This window comes from Novosphingobium sp. PhB57 (genome assembly GCF_004342985.1).
GTDB lineage: Bacteria > Pseudomonadota > Alphaproteobacteria > Sphingomonadales > Sphingomonadaceae > Novosphingobium.
Map to the genome: position 1 here is coordinate 280,120 of NZ_SMBO01000004.1, position 19,960 is coordinate 300,079.

Consider the following 19,960-nt stretch of genomic DNA (forward strand, 5'->3'; position numbering starts at 1 on the left):
CGTTCCTACATGGCGTGCGGAGGTCGCCCCCACATGCCAGATCGCAATCGTTACTATACCGGACCCGCCACCGACCATTTCGACGGAACGCGCTTTCTCAATCCTGCCGGTGAGCCGGAAACCGACCGTTCCTTCGGCGATATCCTGCGCTGGCGCCGCACCGCGCCCGCCACGAAATGGCCCAAGACGATAGCCGTCACCCCCGTCGTTCCCGAACGCCGGGTGGAGGGCCTGCGCGTCACCATGGTAGGTCATGCCACGCTGCTGATCCAGGTCGGCGGGCTCAATATCCTCACTGACCCCGTCTGGTCCGACCGCGCGAGCCCGGTCCAGTTCGCCGGGCCGAAGCGGGTGACGGCGCCGGGTATCCGCATCGAGGACTTGCCGCCGATCGATGCGATCCTGCTTTCGCACAACCATTACGACCACCTCGACATCCCGACGCTCAAGGCCCTCCATGCCCGGCACGCGCCGCTGATCGTCACGCCGCTGGGCAACGACAGCACCATCCTGCGCCACATTCCCAAGGCGCGGGTATCGGCCGGCGACTGGGGCGACGCCTTCGACATCGCCCCCGGCGCACGGGCGCATATCGTCCCTGCCCTGCACTGGTCGTCACGCGGGATGGGCGACCGGCGGATGGCGCTGTGGGGCGGCTTCATGCTGCGCGTGGGGGAGCGGTTGATCTACTTCGCGAGCGATACCGGATACGGCACCGGCAATATCTTCCGCCGCCTGCACGAGGAGTTCGGCCCGCCCGATCTCGCCCTGTTGCCGATCGGCGCCTATGACCCGCGCTGGTTCATGGCCGCGCAGCATACCGACCCGGAAGAGGCAATCCAGATCATGCGCGACCTTGGCGCCCGCGCTGCCGTGGCCATGCACTGGGGCACCTTCAAGCTGACCGACGAGCCCCGCGAAGACCCCGCGCTGCGGCTGCGCGCGGGGCTGGTGGAACGCGGGATCGACCCGGCCGCATTCGTCCCGCTGCTACCGGGCGAATGGGCCGCGTTCGATCCGCTCTTGGCCTTGTGAGCGCCGTCAGAGGGCGTGCTCGTCGTCCTCGGTCAACTCGCTAAGCTTGCCTTCTACCGGGCGCTTGCCGGGCCTGTCCTTGCGGAACGGTTCGAAGCTGGCGCGGTCGGCGTCGAAAGCCATGTCCCAGGGAATGTTGTCGCCCCTGAAGATCGGCGGCGCATTGTTCGACCAGAGCAGCGATCCGAACCGGAAGTCCCAGGCCCGCGGCACCCAGTTGTCGTCGAGATAGTCGGTATCGGCGTGATACTCGGCCTCGCCCGCCTTGCCGGGCATGTCGCAGTAATAGTAGATCGCGCTGGAAATGCGGTGGCGGGAGATACCGCCCGAGCTGTTCATGCTCTCGTTCTTCCAGCCCTTTCGCTCCATGATGTTGGCGCCCAGCATCACCTCGTCGATATCGTCCATGCCGAAGGCGATGTGCATGAACTTGAAGTGGTCCGGTGCGATGGGCAGGTCGCAGTTCACCCAGAAGATCGAGTGATGCTCGTAAGTCCCCCCGGCCCGCGCGAAGATGCCCGATCCCTTCGAATGATCGACGTAGCGGAAGCCGAAATGGCGTTCGTAGAATTCGAAGCTGCCGACATAGTCGGGCGAGAAGAACACGACATGGTTGATCGTCTTGGGAACCGCCTTGCTGCGCCAGATGCGGTGCTGGTTGAAGCGCGGATAGCTGGCCGGCGTGTTGACCGGGCTGGCTTCCGAATGGAACGCGCGCTTGTTCCAGACCCGCAGCGCCAGCGGCTGGCCGTCCGGGCAGACGGCATGGACGGTGCCGTCGGCATCCCGCGTCACCGGAACTTCCGCCGCCAGGCTCGCCGCGATCGTCTGGAGATTTTCGGCGGTATCGACGCCCCAGACGGTCTCCTTGAGACCGTCCCCCGGAAAGGGATCCGGACTCGGCAAGCGGGCATCGCCGTGACGCAGGACGATAACCCGGCTGCCCGAGGCCAGGCGGAACACCGCTTCGTCCGCGCTGGCGCTTTCCAGCGGCAGGCCAAAATCGGTCCAGAACCGCGTGTGCTCCGCGACGTCCGCGACGCCGAACAGGACGCTCTCAACTCCCAGAATGCTCATGCTTGTTTCTATCCCGGCTGCTTGAGCCTTCCTTATGGAGGCCGCGGGCCGCGCCGAAAAACGCATGGAATGGGATCGGTGCTATCGAGCGGGCCGATGCGGCCAGCCTTCACCGGCTCCTGCGGAACAGCAGACTGACGATGAACAGGATCGTCCGCGCATCGAGCAGCTTCAGCGCGGCGCGCGCCTCCTCGGGCGTCACTTTCGCCACCATCGGCATGGCGCCGAAGATCTTGCCGCGAATGACGAGGTTCTCCCCGTCCCGCTCGATCCGGCGCACCGCCATCAGTTCCTTGTCCTGCCCATCGAGGATACGCATGACAGGCGCCTTCTTCGCATCGGCCATCACACCCGCTCCCCGCAGACCTTGTCGAATTCGATATCGAGGTCGTCCATCATCTGGATCGCCGTCGCCCGGCCTGCGCCGAACACGCCGCCGCCCGGGTGCATGAACGGCCCGACGAGGTAGAGCCCGTCGATCTGCGGCACCCGGAACGAGCCGAGATCCGGCGTCGGTCGGTGGCCCACCGACTGGTAGAAGAACGGCGCGCAGCCGTGGATATCGCCCTTCAGGAAGCTGGCCGGGCTGTCCCGCTCGTGATCGAGCGGGGACCGGATCAGGCGGCCGGTGATGTTGTCGTCATCAAGGTTCGCGTAGAACTTGCGGTACTGCGCCAGCGCCTTGTCGGCGATCTCTTCCTTGCACTCGTCCCACGATGCCGGTCCGCCGGGCCAGAGGTCGTAGGGGGCGAAGTTCACACCGTAGAACACGCCCGCGCCTTCGGGGGCGCGGCTGGGATCGAAGATGGTGTTGTCCCCGCCCGCGATCAGCCGTTCGGACACTTCGCCGCGCCGCAGCTTGTCGTACTCCAGCAGCATGTCGCGCATGGTGTAGAAGTCCATCAGCTCGGTCATCATGGCATTGGTTTCATTGCCGACCTTGAGCCGCAGCCGCTCCTTCAGCGTCAGGTGCGTGAGGTTGATCGAGAAGGTGGACTGGGTGACCCGCTCGGCACGCTCAAGCACCGGCTCAGGCGTTTCGGCCACGAACTTGCGCAGGACATGCGGGTGGATCGCGCCGATCACGCCGTCCTTCGCCATGAAAGTCTCGCCATCGATCAGTTCGAGGCCCGCTGCTTTCCCGCCCGACACGATCACCCGGCGCACTTCGGCATTACAGCGCACTTCGCCGCCGAAATGCTCGATCGCGCGGACCAGCGCGTGGGAGAGTTGGCCGGAGCCGCCCTTGGGCATCGAGCAGCCATAGGCGTGGATGATCCCCGGCATCAGGAAAGCGCCCATGCCGGTACCCAGTTCATCGGGCATCTGCAGGTTCTCGGTGACCATGCGCACGATGTGAAGGCGCAGCAGGTCGCTTTCGAAATACTGGTTCACCACGTCGAGCGCGGAGCGCTGCATGACGTCGAGCAGGAAGCGCCCTTCGTCCGACTGGTCCATCATCGCCACGAAAGCGCCCATCGGGAACGGCGGGGCGTAGAGGCCGGACATGAACATCGGCAGCGCTGCCATCGAGGCTGTGGCGAACTTGCGATAAGCCTCTGCATCGCGGGGCGAGAACATGGCGATTTCCTCGCACGTGCGGTCCAGATCGCGCCAGGATCGCACCATCGTCCCGTCTTCCCAGATCGAGGCATGGGGCAGTTCGGGATAGATGTATTCCAGGCCGAACTTGCCCAGCAGGCCCAGTTCGTCCTCGCGCAGCATCGGATTGCCCTGGATCATGATGTGCACGTTGGAGTGCTCGTCATGCCAGAAACCGGGCTGGATCAGCTCACGCGTGGAAACGCCGCCGCCGTAGTGCGGCTTTCGTTCCAGCACGATCACCTTCTTGCCCGCCTTGGCCATGTAGGCGGCGGCGACGAGGCCATTGTGGCCCCCGCCCATGACGACGATGTCGTACTCGCTCATCACTGTTCTCCCGAAAAGAAGGCCCGGAACTGTGCGATTCCGGGAACGTGGCTGGCGCAGCCGCCATCGGCGACGAGCACTTGCCCGGTAATGTTGCGCGCCGCGTCGGAGGCGAGGAAGGCCACTGCCTCGGCAATGTCCTCCGGCTCACCCAGACTGTCGCGCAGGGTTTCGTCCTCCACTGCCTGGCGCAGCACGGGCGGGAAGGCTTCGCGCAGCGCCGGGGTCATGGTCATGCCGGGGGCGACGGCGTTGCAGCGCACGCCGTGGAGGCCGTGGCTGGCGGCGATGGCGCGGGTCATCTGGATCACCGCCGCCTTCGACGAGGAATAGGCCGCCTGGATCAGGTGGCCCTGCAGCGCCAGGTTGCTGACGGTGTTGACGATATTGCCGCGCGTCTCGCGCAAGTGCGGCAGGGCGGCGCGGCAGGCGATCATCGTACCGCGCACGTTGACGGCATAAGTCTGGTCCCAAAGGGCAGTGGCCATGTGCTCCACATCGCCGTCGGCCTGCGCGATGTCGGGGCCGAGCAGCGCGGCGTTGTTGTGCAGCACGTCCAGCCGGCCGAAATGCGTGAGCGTCCGGGCGATCAGCGCCTCGATCGAGGCTTCCTGCTCCAGATCGAGAGGCACCGCAATGGCACCGGGCAGTTCCCCGGCGAGCGCCGCCGCGGCCTCTTCCGCAATGTCCGCGATGACGACCCGTGCGCCGCGCGCCGCCATCAGCCGCGCTGTCGCCGAGCCGATCCCTCCTGCCCCGCCGGTGACGACGGCCACTTTTCCGTCGAGGCGGATGGCGTCGATGGCCATGTTTCTCTCCCGTTTGCGAGCCAGCGATTGACCCTGTCCTCACTGGTCATAAAGTGGCCTTCGATGGTGAGAAGACGGCACTTTTTTGTACCCTCGGGCGGACCGGCGCGATGATGGCTGAGGCGGAGGACGACCTGCCAGCGCGGCCGGCCATCGTCGCGCTGGCGGCCGACATGGCGGCGCATGGCACCGCCCGCGATGCGCCGGTGCGCAATGTCATGGGGGCGCTGGGAGACCGCTGGACCACGCTGGTGCTGCTGGTGCTGACCACCGGGCCATGCCGCCATGCCGCGCTGCGCCGGTTGCTGTCGGACTTGTCCAACGAAGGCGACGTTTCGCAGCGTGTGCTGACGCAGAAGCTGCGCGCCCTGGAACGCGACGGCTTCGTGGAGCGGAGCATCAGTGCGGACGTACCGCCGCGCGTCAGCTATGCCCTCACCCCGCTGGGGAGGGCGCTGGCCCTGCAGGCGCGGGCGATGATCGACTGGGTCAATGCCAACGAGGGTTCCATCCTTGCCGCACGCGTCGCTTTCGACGCGCGCGAGGCGGAGGACTAGGCCGTTAACTCCTGGACCGCAGGCCGCTCAGCGCGGCGGCTGAGGGTGGTTCATCCGATACTCGACTTCCAGCGCGTCGCGGTCGATCCGCTGCGCGGCGAATGCCACGACATTGCCGGGTTCGTCGACCTTGCGCGCGGCGATGAGCTGGAGGCGCTCGACGATCCAGCGCAGGGCGCGGTCGTTGCTGTTGGACAAGTGCCACTGCAGAGCCTCGCGGATCGGCGGGAAATCGAACGGGATCTCCCGCATGATGAGAGGCATGTTCTGCACCACCTGCTCGGCCAGGCGCCGGTGGATCGTGGCGATCCGGTTGGTATTGATCACCAGGCCCGAGATCGAGAGGAACGTCGGCGCCACCACCTCGACGCGCCGCTGCTGCTTCTGGCGGCGCACGAACCAGTCGTCGAAGGCGGGGACCCGCGCCTTGCCGAACCGCGCCGTGACGTGGCCGAGTTCGAAGTAGACGTCCTTGGTCATCGGTCCCTGCATCGCCGGATTGCCCTCCCAGCCGACCACGACATAGTCGTCTTCGAACAGGATCAGGCTGGGGTGATCGGCGGAAATCGCGTAGTCGATGGTCAGCAGGAGATCGATGTAGCCGCGTTCGAGCGCCTCGATCGGAAAGTCGTTCATCGGCTGGATCTCGAAGCGCATCTGGGGGGCATCGCGCTCGAATTCCGACAGCGCCTCGGCCAGCAGGACCTGCGTGGAATAGTCGGAGGCCATGATCCGCACTTGCCGGTCGGCGGTCATGGGATCGAAGGCCGGGGCGACCGAGATGGTCGTGCGGATCTGCTCCAGCACCGCGCGGACCGGTTCGATCAGTTCCTCGGCGCGGGTGGTGAGGATCATGTTGCGGCCCTTCACCACCAGTAGATCGTCCGCGAAATACTCGCGCAGGCGGCCCAGCGCGCTGGAGGTTGCCGATTGCGAGAGGCAGAGCCGGTCCGCCGCGAGCGAGACGCTCTTCTCGCTCAGCAGCGCATCGAGCGCGACCAGCAGGTTGAGGTCCAGTCTTCCAAAACGCATTGCCATCTCCCGCTCCCCGTTTCGCTGGTGGTTATTCCAAAGTCGAAAGGGCGCTGGCAACGAGACTAGCAGCATCGCCGTCATGCGCGAAGCCCGCATGATCCGCCGCCGGCGTGGCAAGCGGGGGCTGCGCGGCAAAGGCGGCCTCCAGCGCGGCGTCAGGCTCGTAGCGCACGAGATCGGCGGAGACACCGCACTGGCGCGCGATCTCGGCGGCAAGCTCACCCATCGTCAGGCGCAGCGCCGGCAGCGTCACCGCGCGGGTCGGCGGCAGCAGCGCGGTATCGAGCGTCAGGGCGTGTACGAAGTTTCGCGCCGCGCATTCCAGCGATTCCGCCCAGATCGTGCCCGCGGCCGAGACCGGACACGTGAAGGCCTCGCCCGCCTTCAGCGCATGGAACAGGTTCGACATGAAAGCCGATTTCATGCCCGACGGCCCTTTCGGCCGCGCGAGGATGCCGGGCAGGCGCACCGTCACGCCGTCGATCAGCCCGCGGTTGGAGAACATCGCCACGGCATGCTCCATCATCGCCTTGTGCCCGCCGTAGATCATCCTGGGCGAAAGCGGGGTCCCATCGTCGACATGCGCCGGCAGCGGATCGCCATAGACCGCGATCGAACTGGCATAGGCGACCCGCAAGCCCGGCGTGCGCGCGCTTGCCTCCAGCAGCAGGTCGTACATGGCATCGATGTTGATCCGGCGCGAAGCCAGAGGATCGGCCTCCGCCGCCCCGCCCGGCACGGTCGCGAGGTGGACGAGCGCGTCGCAGCCCTCGGCCAGAGCTTGCGCCCGCACGGCGGCATCGCCCAGATCGCCTGCCACCGCCTGCGCGCCGGCCGGAATGGCCCCTGCATGGCTGTCGATCCCCACGACCGCGTGGCCCGCATCCAGCAGGCGGCGAACCAGTTGCCGGCCGACGAAACCGCCGGCGCCGGTGACGAGCACTTTCACGTTCTTCTCCTAGTATCTGTCCGAGTACGCCTTGCGCACGTCCTCGGAATATCCATCGACGCGGTAGGGCAGCATCTGGGCATTCCAGCCGTCCCAAAGGCCCTTCAACTCGGCCAGCTTGGCGGGCTCGGCAGCAGCGCGTTCGGCGCGTTCGTGCTCGTCCTCGGCCAGGTTGTAGAGGTGTTCCTTCCCGCCGAGTTTCACGTATTTCCAGTTGCCCTGGCGCACGGCGGCCTGCTCGTTCGCCTTGAAGCGCCAGAACAGTGTGCGCGGCACCGATGCCGCCTTGCCGGTCAATTGGGCGGAGAGGTCCACCCCGTCGACCTTGCCCGCCTTCGCCACGTCACCCCCGGCCATCGTCAGGAACGTCGGCAGGAAGTCCATCGAGGCCATGACCTGATCGGAGATCGATCCCGGCGCGATCTGCCCGGGCCAGCGCATCAGGATCGGCACGCGGATGCCGCCTTCCAGCACTTCGCCCTTGTGGCCGATGAAGGGCCAGGTCTCCGAAAACCGCTCGCCCCCGTTGTCGCTGGTGAAGACGACGATGGTATTGTTCGCCTTGCCGGTGCGTTCCAGCGCGGCCAGCACTTTGGCGACGTTCTGGTCCATCGCCTCCACCATTTCCTTGTACTTGGCGAGATTGCCCCCGTCATAGTGGAAGGAATTGGGCAGGACTTTGGCCACCGCCGCATCCTCGCGCCCTTCCCAGGGCCAGTGCGGGGCGTTGAAGTGGAGGGACAGGAACAGCGGTTTGTCGCCTGCCCCCTCGATGGTCTTGACCGCCTCGTCCCCGAACAAGTCGGTGAGGTAGCCCTCCCGCTGCTCCGCCGCGTTATTCTGGGCAAGGCCCACGCCGACGTCCTTGCCGCCCATGACCATGTGATGCCGGAAATAGTCCGCCGCGCCTTCGACGACGCCGAAGAACTCGTCGTAGCCATGCTGGAGCGGGCCGTGTTCGGGCGGCTCGCCCAAGTGCCACTTGCCGATCAGCTTGGTGTGATAGCCCCGGTCGCGCAGGACCGAGGCGATCGTCGGACGGTCCAGCGGCACACCGATACGCGGCGGCGCGCCGGGGCCCAGCGGTTCCTCGATACCGATGGCGAAGCGCTGGGCGTAGCAGCCGGTCAGCAGCGCCGTGCGCGTGGGCGAGCAGATCGGCGTGCTGGCATAGCCCTGCGTCAAACGCACCCCGTCACGGCCGAGACTGTCGATGGCCGGTGTGCGGATCGCATGCGATCCGGTGGCGGAAAGGTCCGCATAGCCGAGGTCGTCAGCCATGATGTAGACGATGTTCGGCAGGCGTCCCGAAGGAGCGGCCGGGCGGGCAAGCGCCCTTCCCGGCCCGGCAAGCGCGACGAGTGCGGTCGTCGCGCCCAGCCATCCCAGCACCCGGCGGCGATCGGCAGGCATCCTCGTTTCCTCGGCCATATTCTCAGAAGCTCGCCGAGAGACGCAGGCCATAAGTGCGCGGCGCGGTATAGCGCGCCACGGCGAAGCCGATGGGCGAAGACTGCGGCGTGGCGATCCGGCGCTTGTTCTCGATATTCTGGACATAGGCCCCGATCGAGAAGCCGCCGTCCGCCATGCGCAGGGTCAGGTTGGCGTCGGTCAGCCAGTAGGGCCGGATCTTCTCGAAATCGAGGTACTCGAAGGCGCCGTACTGCGAGGAACGCCAGGACGTGTTGACGCTGCCGACCAGTTCGTACTTGTCACCCAGCGGCACGATCTGTTCCGCGCCCAGGTTGATCGTCCACTTGGGCGAATAGAGCAGCGGACGGCCCGAACAGTCGAACGCCAGGATCGGGGTGCTTCCGTCGCTGAGGAAGTTGCCCGTGGCGGTATAGGGGCAGTTGATATTGTTGCGCGGCGATGCGGTCGTCAGCGTCAGCTCCTTGTACTCGGTGTCGAGGTACTGGACCTTGGCGGAAAGCGTGGTGCTGCGCATCGGCTTGACCATGAGATCGACGTCGAAGCCCTTGATGTCGGCACGGCCGGCATTGTCGATGGTGTTTATCAGCACGGAGTCCGGCGAAACCGTGAAGTAGTTGATCTGCTGGTCCTTGTACTTCCAGTAGAAGGCTTCGAGGTTGAGCTGGACACGGTCGTTCAGGAAGCGGTTCTTCGATCCGATCGTATAGGCCGTGATGAATTCGGGATCGTAGCTCGGATTGCCTTCGGAGAGCTGGAAGCCGCCGGCACGGTAGCCGCTTTCCACCGAAGCATAGAGCAGCGATTCCGGCGCAATGTCGAATTCGGCACCCGCCTTCCAGGTCACGCGGCTGAACTTGCCGGAATCGACCACAGGATAATAAGTCTTCTGGATGATCCCGGCCCCGTTCAGCAGCGGATAGAACTGCCCGTTCGCATCGTCGGTGCTGCCGGGCGCGATATAGCCGTTTTCGATCAGCCAGTTCACCGTCTCGCCCGTCGTGGTGAAATTGGGGAAGTGAGGGAGATTGCCCGGCACCGCGCAGCCCTGCGCGAACGATCCCGGCGGCGTGACGGGCGGCAGCCCGCCGCAATAGGCGATGAAGTTGTTGATGATGCCGTTGATCGACTTCTTGTCGTGCGTATAGCGCAGGCCGCCGATCAGCCGGAACTGGTCGGTGAGATGGGCGGTGAGCTGGCCGAAGGTGGCCCAGCTGGTCGTCTTGTGGGTATAGCGCTGGATAGGCAGCACGAATTCCTGGTTGTATTCGCCGACGTTGCGGATCTTCTCGTCGAAATAGAAGCCGCCCACGACGTAGTCGAACATCCCCACTTTGCCCGCAAGGCGCGCTTCGAGACTGGCCTGGCGGTCCTGCTCGTCGTTATAGGCAGTGTTGAAGGCGGGTCCGTAGAAGTAGGTCGTGAAGTCCGTCTTGCGATAGGCTGGCAGCACCGTCAGCGTGCCGATCCCGGTTTCCAGCGTGACTTCGGCATTGAGCCCCCAATAGGTGGCGTCGATCATCTGCTGGCGGTTAAGCGCGTTCAGGAAGCCGAAGCCGGGCGCGCCGAGCTGGGTCTGGCGATAGGCATTGGCCGCATCCGTGTTGAAGCCCTCGGACGATCCCAGCCCCGTCGCGGGCGCGAAAGTGAAGCCGTTGGGGCCGGGCGTGAAGGCGCCGATATAACTCGATCCCGCGCCCACGCCGCCGACATGGGTATAATCGCCGCCGAAGCGGATGCTGAGCTTGTCGGTAGGCTCGAACAGCAATTGCGCGCGGATGCCGCTGCGGTTGGCATCGTCGCTGCCGTCGCGATTGTAGCCGTCGTGGTACTGGTGGGTGGCGGCGACGCGCAAGGCGGCGTTGTCGCCCAGGCCAAGGTTGAAGAACCCTTCCGCGCCCACGGCATCGTAATTGCCCACCGAAAGCGTGAAGCCGCCGGAATTGCGGCCGAGTTCGGGACGGTTGGGAATGATGTTGACCGCGCCGCCGGTGGCGTTGCGCCCATAGAGAATGCCCTGCGGCCCTTTCAGCACTTCGACGCGCGCCAGGTCGTAGAAGGCCGAGCCGAAGGCACCGGCCGCCCGGCCCAGCACCACGCCATCGTAGCTGGGGGTAACGGCGGGATCGTTGTAGCTGTTGTTGGTGATATTGCCGACGCCGCGCAGGAAGATCGAGGTGTTGGAGCCGCCGCCATTGGTCACGGTCAGCGCGGGAACCGCCTTGTTCAGGGCGTCGGCCTGGGTGATGCCCTGCCGGATCAGGTTCTCGCCGCCCACGGCATCGATGGCGATGCCCGCGCTCTGGAGCGTTTCCGAGCGGCGCTGCGCAGTGACGATGATGTCCCCGATCCCCGCGTTGTCCTGCGCCGGCGGGCTCGCGGCGGGTGCCGCCTCCTGCGCCGCGGCCGGCGCGGCGGCTGCGGAAACGGCGAGCGCCAGGACGGCCAGACTCGATGAATGGATAAGTCGATTGCGCATGGCGCTCCTCCCGTTGTGTTTGTTCTTGGCCACAGGGCTAGCCAAGCCATCGCTCCCGGTCACACCGATTGTATCGATGGTCAGGCATCCACAGTTCGGATTTGTCTGGCGGAGCGGGCGCGCTACCTCTCGTCTTCATGATACGGGAGAGCATCAGCAGCATCGCCACGGCACTGGTCGTGGGCGGAGGGATCGGCGGCATGGCCACGGCCATCAGCCTTGCGGAACGCGGCGTCAGGGTGGACCTGATCGACCTCGATCCGGAATGGCGGGTCTATGGCGCGGGCATAACCATAACCGGGCCGACCTTGCGGGCCTATCGGCGGCTCGGCCTGCTGGAGGAGATCAAGAAAGCCGGCGCCATCACGAACAAGACCCGCCTGTTCCGCCATGACGGCACGCATCTCCACGATCTCGACGAACCCGTGATCGAGGAAGGTCTGCCCGCAACCGGCGGCATCATGCGCCCGGTGCTGCACCGGATCATGCAGCGCCGGGTGCAGGACGTTGCCATCCCCGTCCGCCTGGGGCTGACCGTTACCACGCTCGAAACCGACGAAACCGGCGTGGACGTAACCTTCTCGGACGATAGCACGGGCCGCTACGACCTCGTTGTCGGGGCCGACAGCGTCTATTCCACCGTGCGCGAGATCGCTTTTCCCCACATGGCCCCGGCGCAGCCGACCGGCCAGGGCTGCTGGCGCATCTCGATCCGCAAGCCCCCCGGTCTGGAAGCGGGGGAATTCTTCCTGGGCCACGACAACCCCTGCGGCATCACCGCCTGCAGCCCGGACAGTGTCTATATGTGGATGCTCACGCCTCACGAACCGCGCGAAACCTTCATGGACGAAGAGGAACTCTATACGACCCTGAAGGGGCTGCTCGCGGACTTCGGCGGCAATGCCGGATGGATCCGCGACAACATGACGCGGGGGGACTGGATCAACTACCGCCCGCTCTCCGCCGCACTCCAGCCCCGGTCCTGGAGCAACGGGCGGATCGTGCTGGTGGGCGATGCGGTTCACGCCACCACCCCCCATCTGGCCTCCGGCGCCGGGATGGCGGTGGAAAGCGGCGTCGTCCTGGCCGAGGAGCTGGCCCGGGCAGACACGGTCGCAGAAGGTCTGGCTGCCTACGAGGAGCGCCGCTTCGAGCGGTGCCGCGATGTGATCGAAAGCAGCGTGGGCATCGGCAGGTTGCAACTGGAGCACGGCTCGCCGGACCGGCACAAGGCCTTGCTGGAAGGCGCTCTGGCCCGGCTCAACGAGCCGTTTTGACCGCGCGCGCGAGGGATGGGGGCGCTTCGGCGCCACCCTTTCGCACAGGCACGCCCAGCCAAGCCCGGTCGCCGTGGGTCAGGCCGGGATCGGCGGCAACTTCATGGTTGCCAGCATCGCGTCCTCCAGCAGGGCGGGAAATTCGTCGCTTTCGAGGACGAAAGGGCCGGGCCGGTTGATCAGGGTATTGTTGAGCACCCCGTACATCACCTGAAAGGCGAAGCGCACCCGTTCCAGGCTCACGTGCTCCGCGTCGATCGCCGGCAGCGCCAGCAGGCGCTCGATATAGGCGCTCGCCAGGTTCTGGGCATTTCGGCGAAACGGCTCCCACGCCTGTTCGGCGTCGAGGCTGACCTTGAAGGCAGACCTGAAGAAGGTCGACTGGCGCAGATAGCGGTCGACTTGCGCCTTCACCAGCCTGGGCAGGATCTCTTCGAAAGGCGCCTCGCGCACGATGCCTTCCAGAAGCGGGCCGGATTCCGCGGCGGCGAAGACCATGACCGCCTTGAACAGCGTGATCTTGTCCGGGAACCGCGAATAGAAAGCCCCCGTCGAGCAGCTTGCCGCCGCGCAGATATCGATGATGCTGACATCATCGAAGGGCTGGTTGCGCGCGATGGCAAGCGCCTCGCGAATGAGGCGATCGCGCAAGGCGCGGCTGCGCGATTGCACGGCGGGCGTCACCCCTACTTTCGCCAGGTCATCCTCGATCTCGATCGCCACCGCCGCCTCCGTCATGGACAGAGGCATTGCCGATAGCGCGCCGCTTGTCCACGTTTCGATAAACAGAATGAGATTCGCATTCTGGTTGACTCGCTCTGCAGGGCGATGTTAGGCGAAGGCCAACAAGCCCGATCAGGGCTGGATCCCAGAGTGGAGAGGAGTTTCATGAATTTCGCGTCGCGCATCCCCATGCTCAACCGCCGCGGCCTGCTGCAGGCGGCCATGACCACCGCTGCCGGCGGCCTGCTGGCCGGTTCCGCCTCTTCGCTGCTTGCCCAGCCGGCCAGCACCGCCAAGGCCTCGGCAAAGGGTGCGAAGCTGGTGCTGCTCGGCACCAAGGGCGGTCCCCGCGTGGGCGGCACCCGCTCCAACCCGGCCAATGCCCTGGTGGTGGACGGCAAGGTCTACGTCATCGACACCGGCATGGGCGTGACCGCGCAAATCGTGAAAGCCGGGCTCGGCCTTGCCGATATCCGCGCGATCTTCATCTCGCACATGCATTCGGACCACCAGCTCGAATTCGGCAATCTCGTCTACAACATGTGGGCCGCAGGCGCGCTGCGCAGCCCGGTCGACGCCTATGGCCCGGTGGGCATAGAGGCGATGGCGGCGGACTTCTGGCGCCTCAATCACATGGACATCGCCACCCGCATGTCGGACGAGGGCCGCGTCGATCCCGCCACGCTGCTGCGCGCGCATGATTTCGCGCCGAAGCAGGGGCCGGTCATGTCGGACGGCGGCGTGAAGGTCTCCGCCTTCACCACCCCCCATCCCCCGCTCGACAACCTGGCCTATCGCTTCGAAACGCCTTACGGCAGTGTCGTCTATTCGGGCGACACCGCCTACAATCCCGCCCTTGCCGATTTCGCCAAGGGCGCCGACGTGCTGGTTCACGAAGTGCTCTACGTCCCCGGCGTGGACGAACTGGTGAAGCGGGCCAACGGCACTCCCACTTTCCGCAACCACCTGATCGAGAGCCACACCACCGCCGAACAGGTCGGCCGGATCGCCGCCCGCGCCGGAGTCGGGAAGCTGGTGCTCAGCCACTTCGTGCCCGGCGACATGGAGTGGATCACGGACGACATGTGGCGCAGCGAAGTGGCCAGGCACTTCAAGGGCGAGATCGTGGTCGGCCGCGATCTCATGGAAATCCCCCTCGGATAAGCCGCGAGAGGACGATCATGCGCAACCGGACTTTTCCGCTGCGCGATCGGGGCCTCACCGGATGCGTGACGATCGGACTGCTCTTGCCGGGCTGCGCTTTCGCAGCCACGGGCGATGACGTGCAGCCGGTTCCCGCGCAGACGGTGGTCGCCGCGTCGCCGCAGCCCGTCATTCCCGCCGGCACCCCGGCACGCGATCCGCTGAAGTCGCCCTATCCGGCCGAAGCGGACGGACAGGGGCCGCGTACCGGACCCAACTACATGATGCTGCGCGGGGCGGAAGACTGGCGCTTTCTGCGAAGCCAGAAGGCGAAGCGGGAATGGGCCTCTCCGCTCAAGTTCATTCCGCTGGCGGCGGACGGCGACGTCTCGCTGACCCTGAACGGCGACCAGCGCGCCAGCGTCAGCCTTTCCACCCGGCCCCTGCTTTCCGACACGACCAACCGCGTGGAAGTGCTCTCGCGCACGACCCTGGGCGCCGATCTCAGGATCGGCCCCGCGGTACGCTTCTACGGCGAACTGGCGTCGGGCCGGATCTTCGGGAAGAACGAGAACCGGCACATAGCGATCCAGCAGAACGACCTGATCGTCCAGCAGCTCTTCGCCGAAGTGCGCGCGCCGGTCGGCGCGGGCACGGCACGGGTGACGGTGGGCCGGCAGGAGTTCTTCGACGGCCCCCGCTTCATCATCAGCCCGCGCGAGAATCCCAACATCCGCGTCTCGATGAACGGCGCCCGCCTGTCGATGGACTGGCGGCGGTTCCGCTTCAGCGCCTTCCACTTCGTGCCGACCGAGCAGGGCACCGGCCTGCTGGACGACAAGATCGGCAACGGCGAGACCCTGAGCGGTATCTACTCCAGCTTCGTGGTTGCCGGCGGCGCGCCCAAGGGCCGCACGGCGGTCTACCTCGATCCCTTCTACTATCACTTCGAGGACGACGACCGCACCCTAGGCCGCCTTTCAGGCAAGGACCGGCGCGAGACCTACGGCGCGCGGCTCTGGGGCCACCTCGGCCTGGTCGCCTTCGACTGGACGGCGATGAAGCAGGACGGCCGTTTCGGCGCCCGCGCGGTCGATGCCTGGGCCGTGAGCACCAACCAGTCGGTCGCGCTGGCCAAGGGCGCTTCGTCGCCCCGGCTCGGTTTCCATGCCGATTATGCCTCGGGCGGCGGCACTTTCGACAGTTCGGGCAAAGTCGGCTCGTTCAACTTCCTCTATAACGCCACGATCATTTTCAGCGACGACAACTACCTGGGCGCGGTCAACCTGATGGGCGTGGCGCCGACGCTGGTAGTGCCGGTGACGAAGACATTCTCGCTGACCGGCGAAACCGGGTTCTACTGGCGCCCGGACCAGAACGACGCCGTCTATCGCGGCAACTCGCAAGTCTACGCCGGCACGCAGAACGTGGCGGGCAAGCATGTCGCCAATGTGGCCCGCCTCAAGGCGAACTGGGCGCTGAACCCGCATGTCGCACTCACCGGCTTCGTAAATTACGTAGACGCCGGAAAGGTCTTACGCCGCGCGGGTTATGGCGATAACCTGTTCGTCCAGACAATGATGACCCTGCGGTTCTGACGCGGTGGCCGGTTCCGCTTTCCCGATGGTCGCATCTGCCGGGACGGGGGCCTGCCCCCCGTGGCGCGGCCGGGCGGCGGGAGACGGTGTGCGGGTGGTGCGGTCCAAGGGACGCGAACGGCAAGTGGTCCTCTACTGCGCCATGGCCCTGTTCGTCAGCGGCTATGCGTTTCAGGCCCTGAGCTTCTCGATGCCCGGACTGGTGCATGACTGGCAGCTCGAAAGCGCGCTGATCGGCCCGCTGCTGTCCTCCGCGATCTTCGGACTGCTCCTGGGCTACATCTTCGTGGCGCCGCTGGCCGATCGCGTGGGCGAAAGGCCGGTGCTCTGCGGGGCCATGCTGGGCCTGGCACTGGCAACGATGGTCTGCGTGGTCGCGCCGGGGTTCGAAGTGCTGTTCCTCGGCCGGGTATTGACCGGCATCGCCATCGGCGCCGCCCTGCCCAGCGCGGTTTCCATCGCCAGCCAGCATGGGCGCATGCGCTGGCGCGGCGCGCAAGTGGTGGGCATCTACGTCGCCTTCTCGCTCGGCTTCCTGGCGGCGGGGCTGGTGAGCGGCTGGGTCGTCCCCCGCTCCGGCTGGCGCGCGCCCTGGGGAGCGACCGTGCCCCTGGCCCTGCTCATCGCCGCGATGCTCAGCGCAGCGCTGCCCGTCGAGGAGGTCAAGCCTCGGAGCGCCAGCCCCCTCGCCGCCCTCTTCGCGCCGCGCCTGCGCGCCGGAACGGTGCTGTTCTGGATCATGTTCTCGATCGGGCTGGGCCTGTTCTACGCGCTCCAGTCCTGGCTTCCGCTGCTGACCGCGCGCGAGGGGCTGTCCTATTCCAGCGCCGTCGCGGCAACCAGCATGTTCACGCTGGGCACCGCGCTGGGCGCCTTGCCGATGATCTGGTGGGCGGACCGCATGGGCCCGTTCCGCGCCCTCGTGGCGATGAGCGCGGTGGGGCTGACCGGCATCGTCTTCCTCGGCACTTTCGCGGCCAGGGGCGGCGCGCCGTTCCATGCCGCCGCCATGCTGGCCGGGGTCGGCATCGGCGGCGGGCAGAAGGGGATGATCGCAGCCGCCTCGCTGTTCTATCCCCCCGCCGCGCGCGCAACCGGCCTGGGCTGGGCACTGGGCCTGGGACGGATCGGCGCGGCCTGCGGGCCGCTGCTGATCGGCTACCTGACGATGCGCGATGTCGAAAGCGGCACCGCGCTGCTGTGCCTCGCGCTGCCGGTGCCCCTGGTCATGATGGCCGCGGGGTGCCTGGAACGAACCTACGGCCGGATCGACCGCGCCGTTCACCATCCGCCGTCGCTTTAGGGCGTAAACGCGCAAGACCGGACATGACGATGACCAGAGATCCCCAATCCATCCTGTCGCCCCAGACTATCCTGTCCAAGGGAACGATGCGACCCCTGCAAATCGCGGCAGTGACGCTCTGCGTGCTGCTCAACGCGCTTGACGGGTTCGACGTGCTGGCCATCAGCTTCGCCTCGCCGGGCATCGCCTCGGAATGGGGGATCGACCGGGCCGCCCTCGGCCTGGTGCTGTCGATGGAACTGATCGGCATGGCGGTGGGCTCCGTGGCGCTGGGCAACCTGGCCGACCGGATCGGACGGCGGCCGACGGTGCTGGCCTGCCTCGTCATCATGGCGGGCGGCATGGCCATGGCGACGACGGCCAGTTCGGTGGTGAACCTCTCGATCATCCGGCTCGTCACCGGGCTGGGGATCGGCGGCATGCTGGCCTGCACCAATGCCCTGGTGGCAGAGTTCTCCAACGACCGCCATCGCAACCTGGCCGTGGCGATCATGGCGGCAGGCTATCCGATGGGCGCCATCGTCGGCGGCTCGATCGCCACCGGCCTGCTGGCAACCGGCCACTGGCGCGACGTTTTCATGTTCGGCGCGGTGGTAACGGCAGTGTTCCTGCCGATCGCCTGGTTCCTCCTGCCGGAATCGATCGGCTTCCTGCTGCAGAAGCGCGGCCCCGGCGCGCTGGAGCGGATCAACGCCACCTTGCGCCGCCTCGGCCACGAAACCGTCGACGCGCTTCCGCCTGCGCCCCTCACCGCCGCCAGAGCGTCCATCGCAGAGCTTTTCGCGCCCGGCCTCGCGCGCAGCACCGTCCTGCTGACGCTCGGCTACTTCTGCCACATCATGACCTTCTACTTCATCCTGAAGTGGATCCCCAAGATCGTCGTGGACATGGGCTATGCCGCATCCAAGGCGGGCGACGTATTGGTCTGGGCGAATGTCGGCGGCCTGGCCGGAGCCACGCTGCTGAGCCTGCTGACTTACCGGATCGCGGTGCGCAAGCTGGTGATCGTGGCCATGCTGGCCTCCACCGTACTGGTTTCGCTGTTCGGCCAGGGACAGGAGACCCTCGCCGGACTGGCGCTGATCGCCGGAGCGGCGGGCTTCTGCACCAATGCCGGCGTGGTCGGCCTCTACGCCCTCTTCGCCAAGGTCTTCCCCACACAAGTGCGCGCGGGCGGCACCGGCTTCGTCATCGGCATCGGCCGGGGCGGTGCCGCGCTCGGCCCGATCGTCGCGGGCTTCCTGTTCAATGCCGGGTTCGGCCTGTCGATCGTCGCCGTGCTGATGGGCATGGGCTCGCTCGTCGCGGCAGGAGCATTGCTCATGCTGCGCGAGCGGGACGACCAGCCCTCGGGCGAGCCGTCCGCTCAGGCCTGAGAGGCCTCCAAGCCCTCACCGAACCGATGCGAGGTCCGCCGTGCAGTCCGCCAGGTCCTGACCGGCGAGCCGCACCGCATTGCACCGAACCGGCACGCCGCCCGGCAGCGACACGCGGTATCCCGGCAGGCGTGGGTCTTCCCAGAGATAGTCGGTCGAGATGTACTGCGCGCCGCTCGCCAGGGCCGCGCGCAGACGCGCCAGCGTTCCCGCGCGCGCTTCCCATGTATCGGCATCGGCGCGGGTCCGCACCATGAACCCCGCCTTCACGTCGCGCGCGATGCGGTCGGCCTCGGCGATGGGATCGTTGAGGGTGAGATAGGCGGCGGCCGGGGAGTTCTCATCGGTGTTCACGAAGAAGACCCGCCCTTCCAGCGACTTGCGCTTGCCGCGGTAGATCGCGACTTTGGCCTCGTGCTCGTCGAGCGCGAAGAAGATCTTGCCCCGCGCCGCGGCAAGGCTGGGCCAGTTTCCGGCCAGCACGCCCTCGCGCAGGGTCGGATAGCGGCCCTGTACGTCGTCAGGCAGGATCAGTTTCCCGCGCGGGATGACCGAGAGAATCTCGCGGTCCAGCGCGTCGAAGGCCTTCTCGTCGAAGCGCAGCGCCGCCTTGCCGTGCTCGGGATCGGCGTCTTCCTTGGCGTTGAACATCAGCATGATCGGCGCATGATCGGGATGGGCGTCGGACCAGTCGCGGATCTCCGCCAGGCAGGTGACGAGCCGTTCGCAGCTGCTGGCCGCATCGCTGAAGGCCATGTGCAGCACCTTGAAGCCCGGCTTCAGCAGTTCCGCGTCGGCAGCGCCCTTGGCGTAGTAGCCGCCCGCGGGATCGTAGTTGACGTCGATCTCCAACTGGCGCGCGCCATGGTCGAGCTGCTCGGACAAGGGGCGGTGGGAATAGTCGAGCGCCATTTCCAGTTTCTCGCTTTGCGCCGCGATCCGGGCGCGGACGGCATCGCTCATCGCCTGCTTGTAGCTATTGTGCGTGCCAACGGCCTGGATATCGTTCATCTTCGGCGCATGTGCAGGAACCGGGGCAGGCTGGGCGGCAATCGCGGCGGCGGCAAGGACGAGGACGGACAGGGTCATGAAGGCTCCGAAAAAATGCCGGTCTGGCGCAAGGCCCCTTCCCGCCTTCGGTTACAGGCATTTGACGAAGCGCGCAGATCGGCGCGACAAGGCACTGAAATTGCTAATTGCGACAAGGGTGCATCCGCGCACCGGCCCGCTGCGTATATC

At 66.4% G+C, this 19,960-nt stretch carries 17 protein-coding genes; 7 read left to right on the forward strand and 10 right to left on the reverse strand.

Annotation, left to right across the window (positions count from 1 at the left end):
• Positions 1 to 33: 33 nt before the first annotated feature.
• A complete protein-coding gene (locus EDF58_RS14490) occupies positions 34 to 1,035 on the forward strand; it encodes an MBL fold metallo-hydrolase (protein WP_132266841.1) in 1,002 nt (333 codons plus the stop codon).
• A 6-nt stretch (positions 1,036 to 1,041) separates the two neighbouring features.
• Here the strand turns inward: EDF58_RS14490 and EDF58_RS14495 are convergent, their stop codons facing one another.
• From EDF58_RS14495 to EDF58_RS14510, 4 genes are all read right to left on the reverse strand, one after another.
• A complete protein-coding gene (locus tag EDF58_RS14495) occupies positions 1,042 to 2,112 on the reverse strand; it encodes a VOC family protein (RefSeq protein WP_132266843.1) in 1,071 nt (356 codons plus the stop codon).
• 109 nt (positions 2,113 to 2,221) lie between these two features.
• Positions 2,222 to 2,458 carry a hypothetical protein gene (locus EDF58_RS14500; RefSeq protein WP_132266845.1) on the reverse strand — a complete coding sequence of 79 codons (237 nt, stop codon included), beginning with the start codon at positions 2,456 to 2,458 and terminating at the stop codon, positions 2,222 to 2,224.
• Positions 2,458 to 4,041 carry an NAD(P)/FAD-dependent oxidoreductase gene (locus EDF58_RS14505; RefSeq protein ID WP_132266847.1) on the reverse strand — a complete coding sequence of 528 codons (1,584 nt, stop codon included), beginning with the start codon at positions 4,039 to 4,041 and terminating at the stop codon, positions 2,458 to 2,460. Before EDF58_RS14505 ends, EDF58_RS14500 begins: the two co-directional genes overlap by 1 nt.
• On the reverse strand, positions 4,041 to 4,850 hold the full coding sequence (locus EDF58_RS14510; RefSeq protein WP_132266848.1) for an SDR family oxidoreductase: 810 nt from the start codon (positions 4,848 to 4,850) through the stop codon (positions 4,041 to 4,043). Before EDF58_RS14510 ends, EDF58_RS14505 begins: the two co-directional genes overlap by 1 nt.
• A 113-nt stretch (positions 4,851 to 4,963) precedes the next feature.
• Between EDF58_RS14510 and EDF58_RS14515 the strand changes: the two genes are divergently transcribed.
• Positions 4,964 to 5,407, forward strand: a complete 444-nt coding sequence (locus EDF58_RS14515) for a helix-turn-helix domain-containing protein (RefSeq protein WP_132267213.1) — start codon at positions 4,964 to 4,966, stop codon at positions 5,405 to 5,407.
• Between the two features lie 27 nt (positions 5,408 to 5,434).
• Here EDF58_RS14515 and EDF58_RS14520 read toward each other — a convergent pair whose 3' ends face one another.
• The 4 genes from EDF58_RS14520 to EDF58_RS14535 are packed head-to-tail and all read right to left on the reverse strand — an operon-like array spanning position 5,435 to position 11,301.
• The gene (locus EDF58_RS14520) at positions 5,435 to 6,439 is read right to left on the reverse strand and encodes a LysR family transcriptional regulator (RefSeq protein WP_132266850.1); all 1,005 of its coding nucleotides are present in this window, start codon (positions 6,437 to 6,439) and stop codon (positions 5,435 to 5,437) included.
• Positions 6,440 to 6,470: 31 nt separating this feature from the next.
• On the reverse strand, positions 6,471 to 7,391 hold the full coding sequence (locus EDF58_RS14525) for an NAD-dependent epimerase/dehydratase family protein (RefSeq protein ID WP_132266852.1): 921 nt from the start codon (positions 7,389 to 7,391) through the stop codon (positions 6,471 to 6,473).
• Positions 7,392 to 7,400: 9 nt separating this feature from the next.
• Positions 7,401 to 8,804 (reverse strand): sulfatase-like hydrolase/transferase, encoded by a 1,404-nt coding sequence (locus EDF58_RS14530; protein ID WP_132266854.1) that lies wholly within the window; start codon positions 8,802 to 8,804, stop codon positions 7,401 to 7,403.
• 22 nt (positions 8,805 to 8,826) lie between these two features.
• A complete protein-coding gene (locus EDF58_RS14535) occupies positions 8,827 to 11,301 on the reverse strand; it encodes a TonB-dependent receptor (protein WP_132266855.1) in 2,475 nt (824 codons plus the stop codon).
• 137 nt (positions 11,302 to 11,438) lie between these two features.
• Between EDF58_RS14535 and EDF58_RS14540 the strand changes: the two genes are divergently transcribed.
• Positions 11,439 to 12,578, forward strand: a complete 1,140-nt coding sequence (locus EDF58_RS14540) for an FAD-dependent monooxygenase (RefSeq protein WP_132266857.1) — start codon at positions 11,439 to 11,441, stop codon at positions 12,576 to 12,578.
• Positions 12,579 to 12,656: 78 nt separating this feature from the next.
• Here EDF58_RS14540 and EDF58_RS14545 read toward each other — a convergent pair whose 3' ends face one another.
• The gene (locus EDF58_RS14545; protein ID WP_132266859.1) at positions 12,657 to 13,316 is read right to left on the reverse strand and encodes a TetR/AcrR family transcriptional regulator; all 660 of its coding nucleotides are present in this window, start codon (positions 13,314 to 13,316) and stop codon (positions 12,657 to 12,659) included.
• Between the two features lie 150 nt (positions 13,317 to 13,466).
• On the opposite strand from EDF58_RS14545, the gene EDF58_RS14550 reads away from it, so the two are divergent.
• The 4 genes from EDF58_RS14550 to EDF58_RS14565 all read left to right on the forward strand — a co-directional run bounded on the left by EDF58_RS14550 (position 13,467) and on the right by EDF58_RS14565 (position 18,721).
• The gene (locus tag EDF58_RS14550) at positions 13,467 to 14,465 is read left to right on the forward strand and encodes an MBL fold metallo-hydrolase (protein ID WP_207912993.1); all 999 of its coding nucleotides are present in this window, start codon (positions 13,467 to 13,469) and stop codon (positions 14,463 to 14,465) included.
• 17 nt (positions 14,466 to 14,482) lie between these two features.
• The gene (locus tag EDF58_RS14555) at positions 14,483 to 16,042 is read left to right on the forward strand and encodes an alginate export family protein (protein ID WP_132266861.1); all 1,560 of its coding nucleotides are present in this window, start codon (positions 14,483 to 14,485) and stop codon (positions 16,040 to 16,042) included.
• Positions 16,043 to 16,136: 94 nt separating this feature from the next.
• Positions 16,137 to 17,345: an MFS transporter gene (locus EDF58_RS14560; protein WP_243654268.1), complete on the forward strand. Its 1,209-nt coding sequence runs from the start codon at positions 16,137 to 16,139 to the stop codon at positions 17,343 to 17,345.
• A gap of 29 nt (positions 17,346 to 17,374) precedes the next feature.
• Entirely contained in the window at positions 17,375 to 18,721 is a 1,347-nt protein-coding gene (locus EDF58_RS14565; RefSeq protein ID WP_279388327.1) for an MFS transporter, read from the forward strand.
• A 15-nt stretch (positions 18,722 to 18,736) separates the two neighbouring features.
• Here the strand turns inward: EDF58_RS14565 and EDF58_RS14570 are convergent, their stop codons facing one another.
• Positions 18,737 to 19,810, reverse strand: coding sequence for a Ca2+-dependent phosphoinositide-specific phospholipase C (locus EDF58_RS14570; RefSeq protein WP_132266866.1), 1,074 nt, complete (start codon positions 19,808 to 19,810; stop codon positions 18,737 to 18,739).
• Positions 19,811 to 19,960 lie beyond the last annotated feature (150 nt).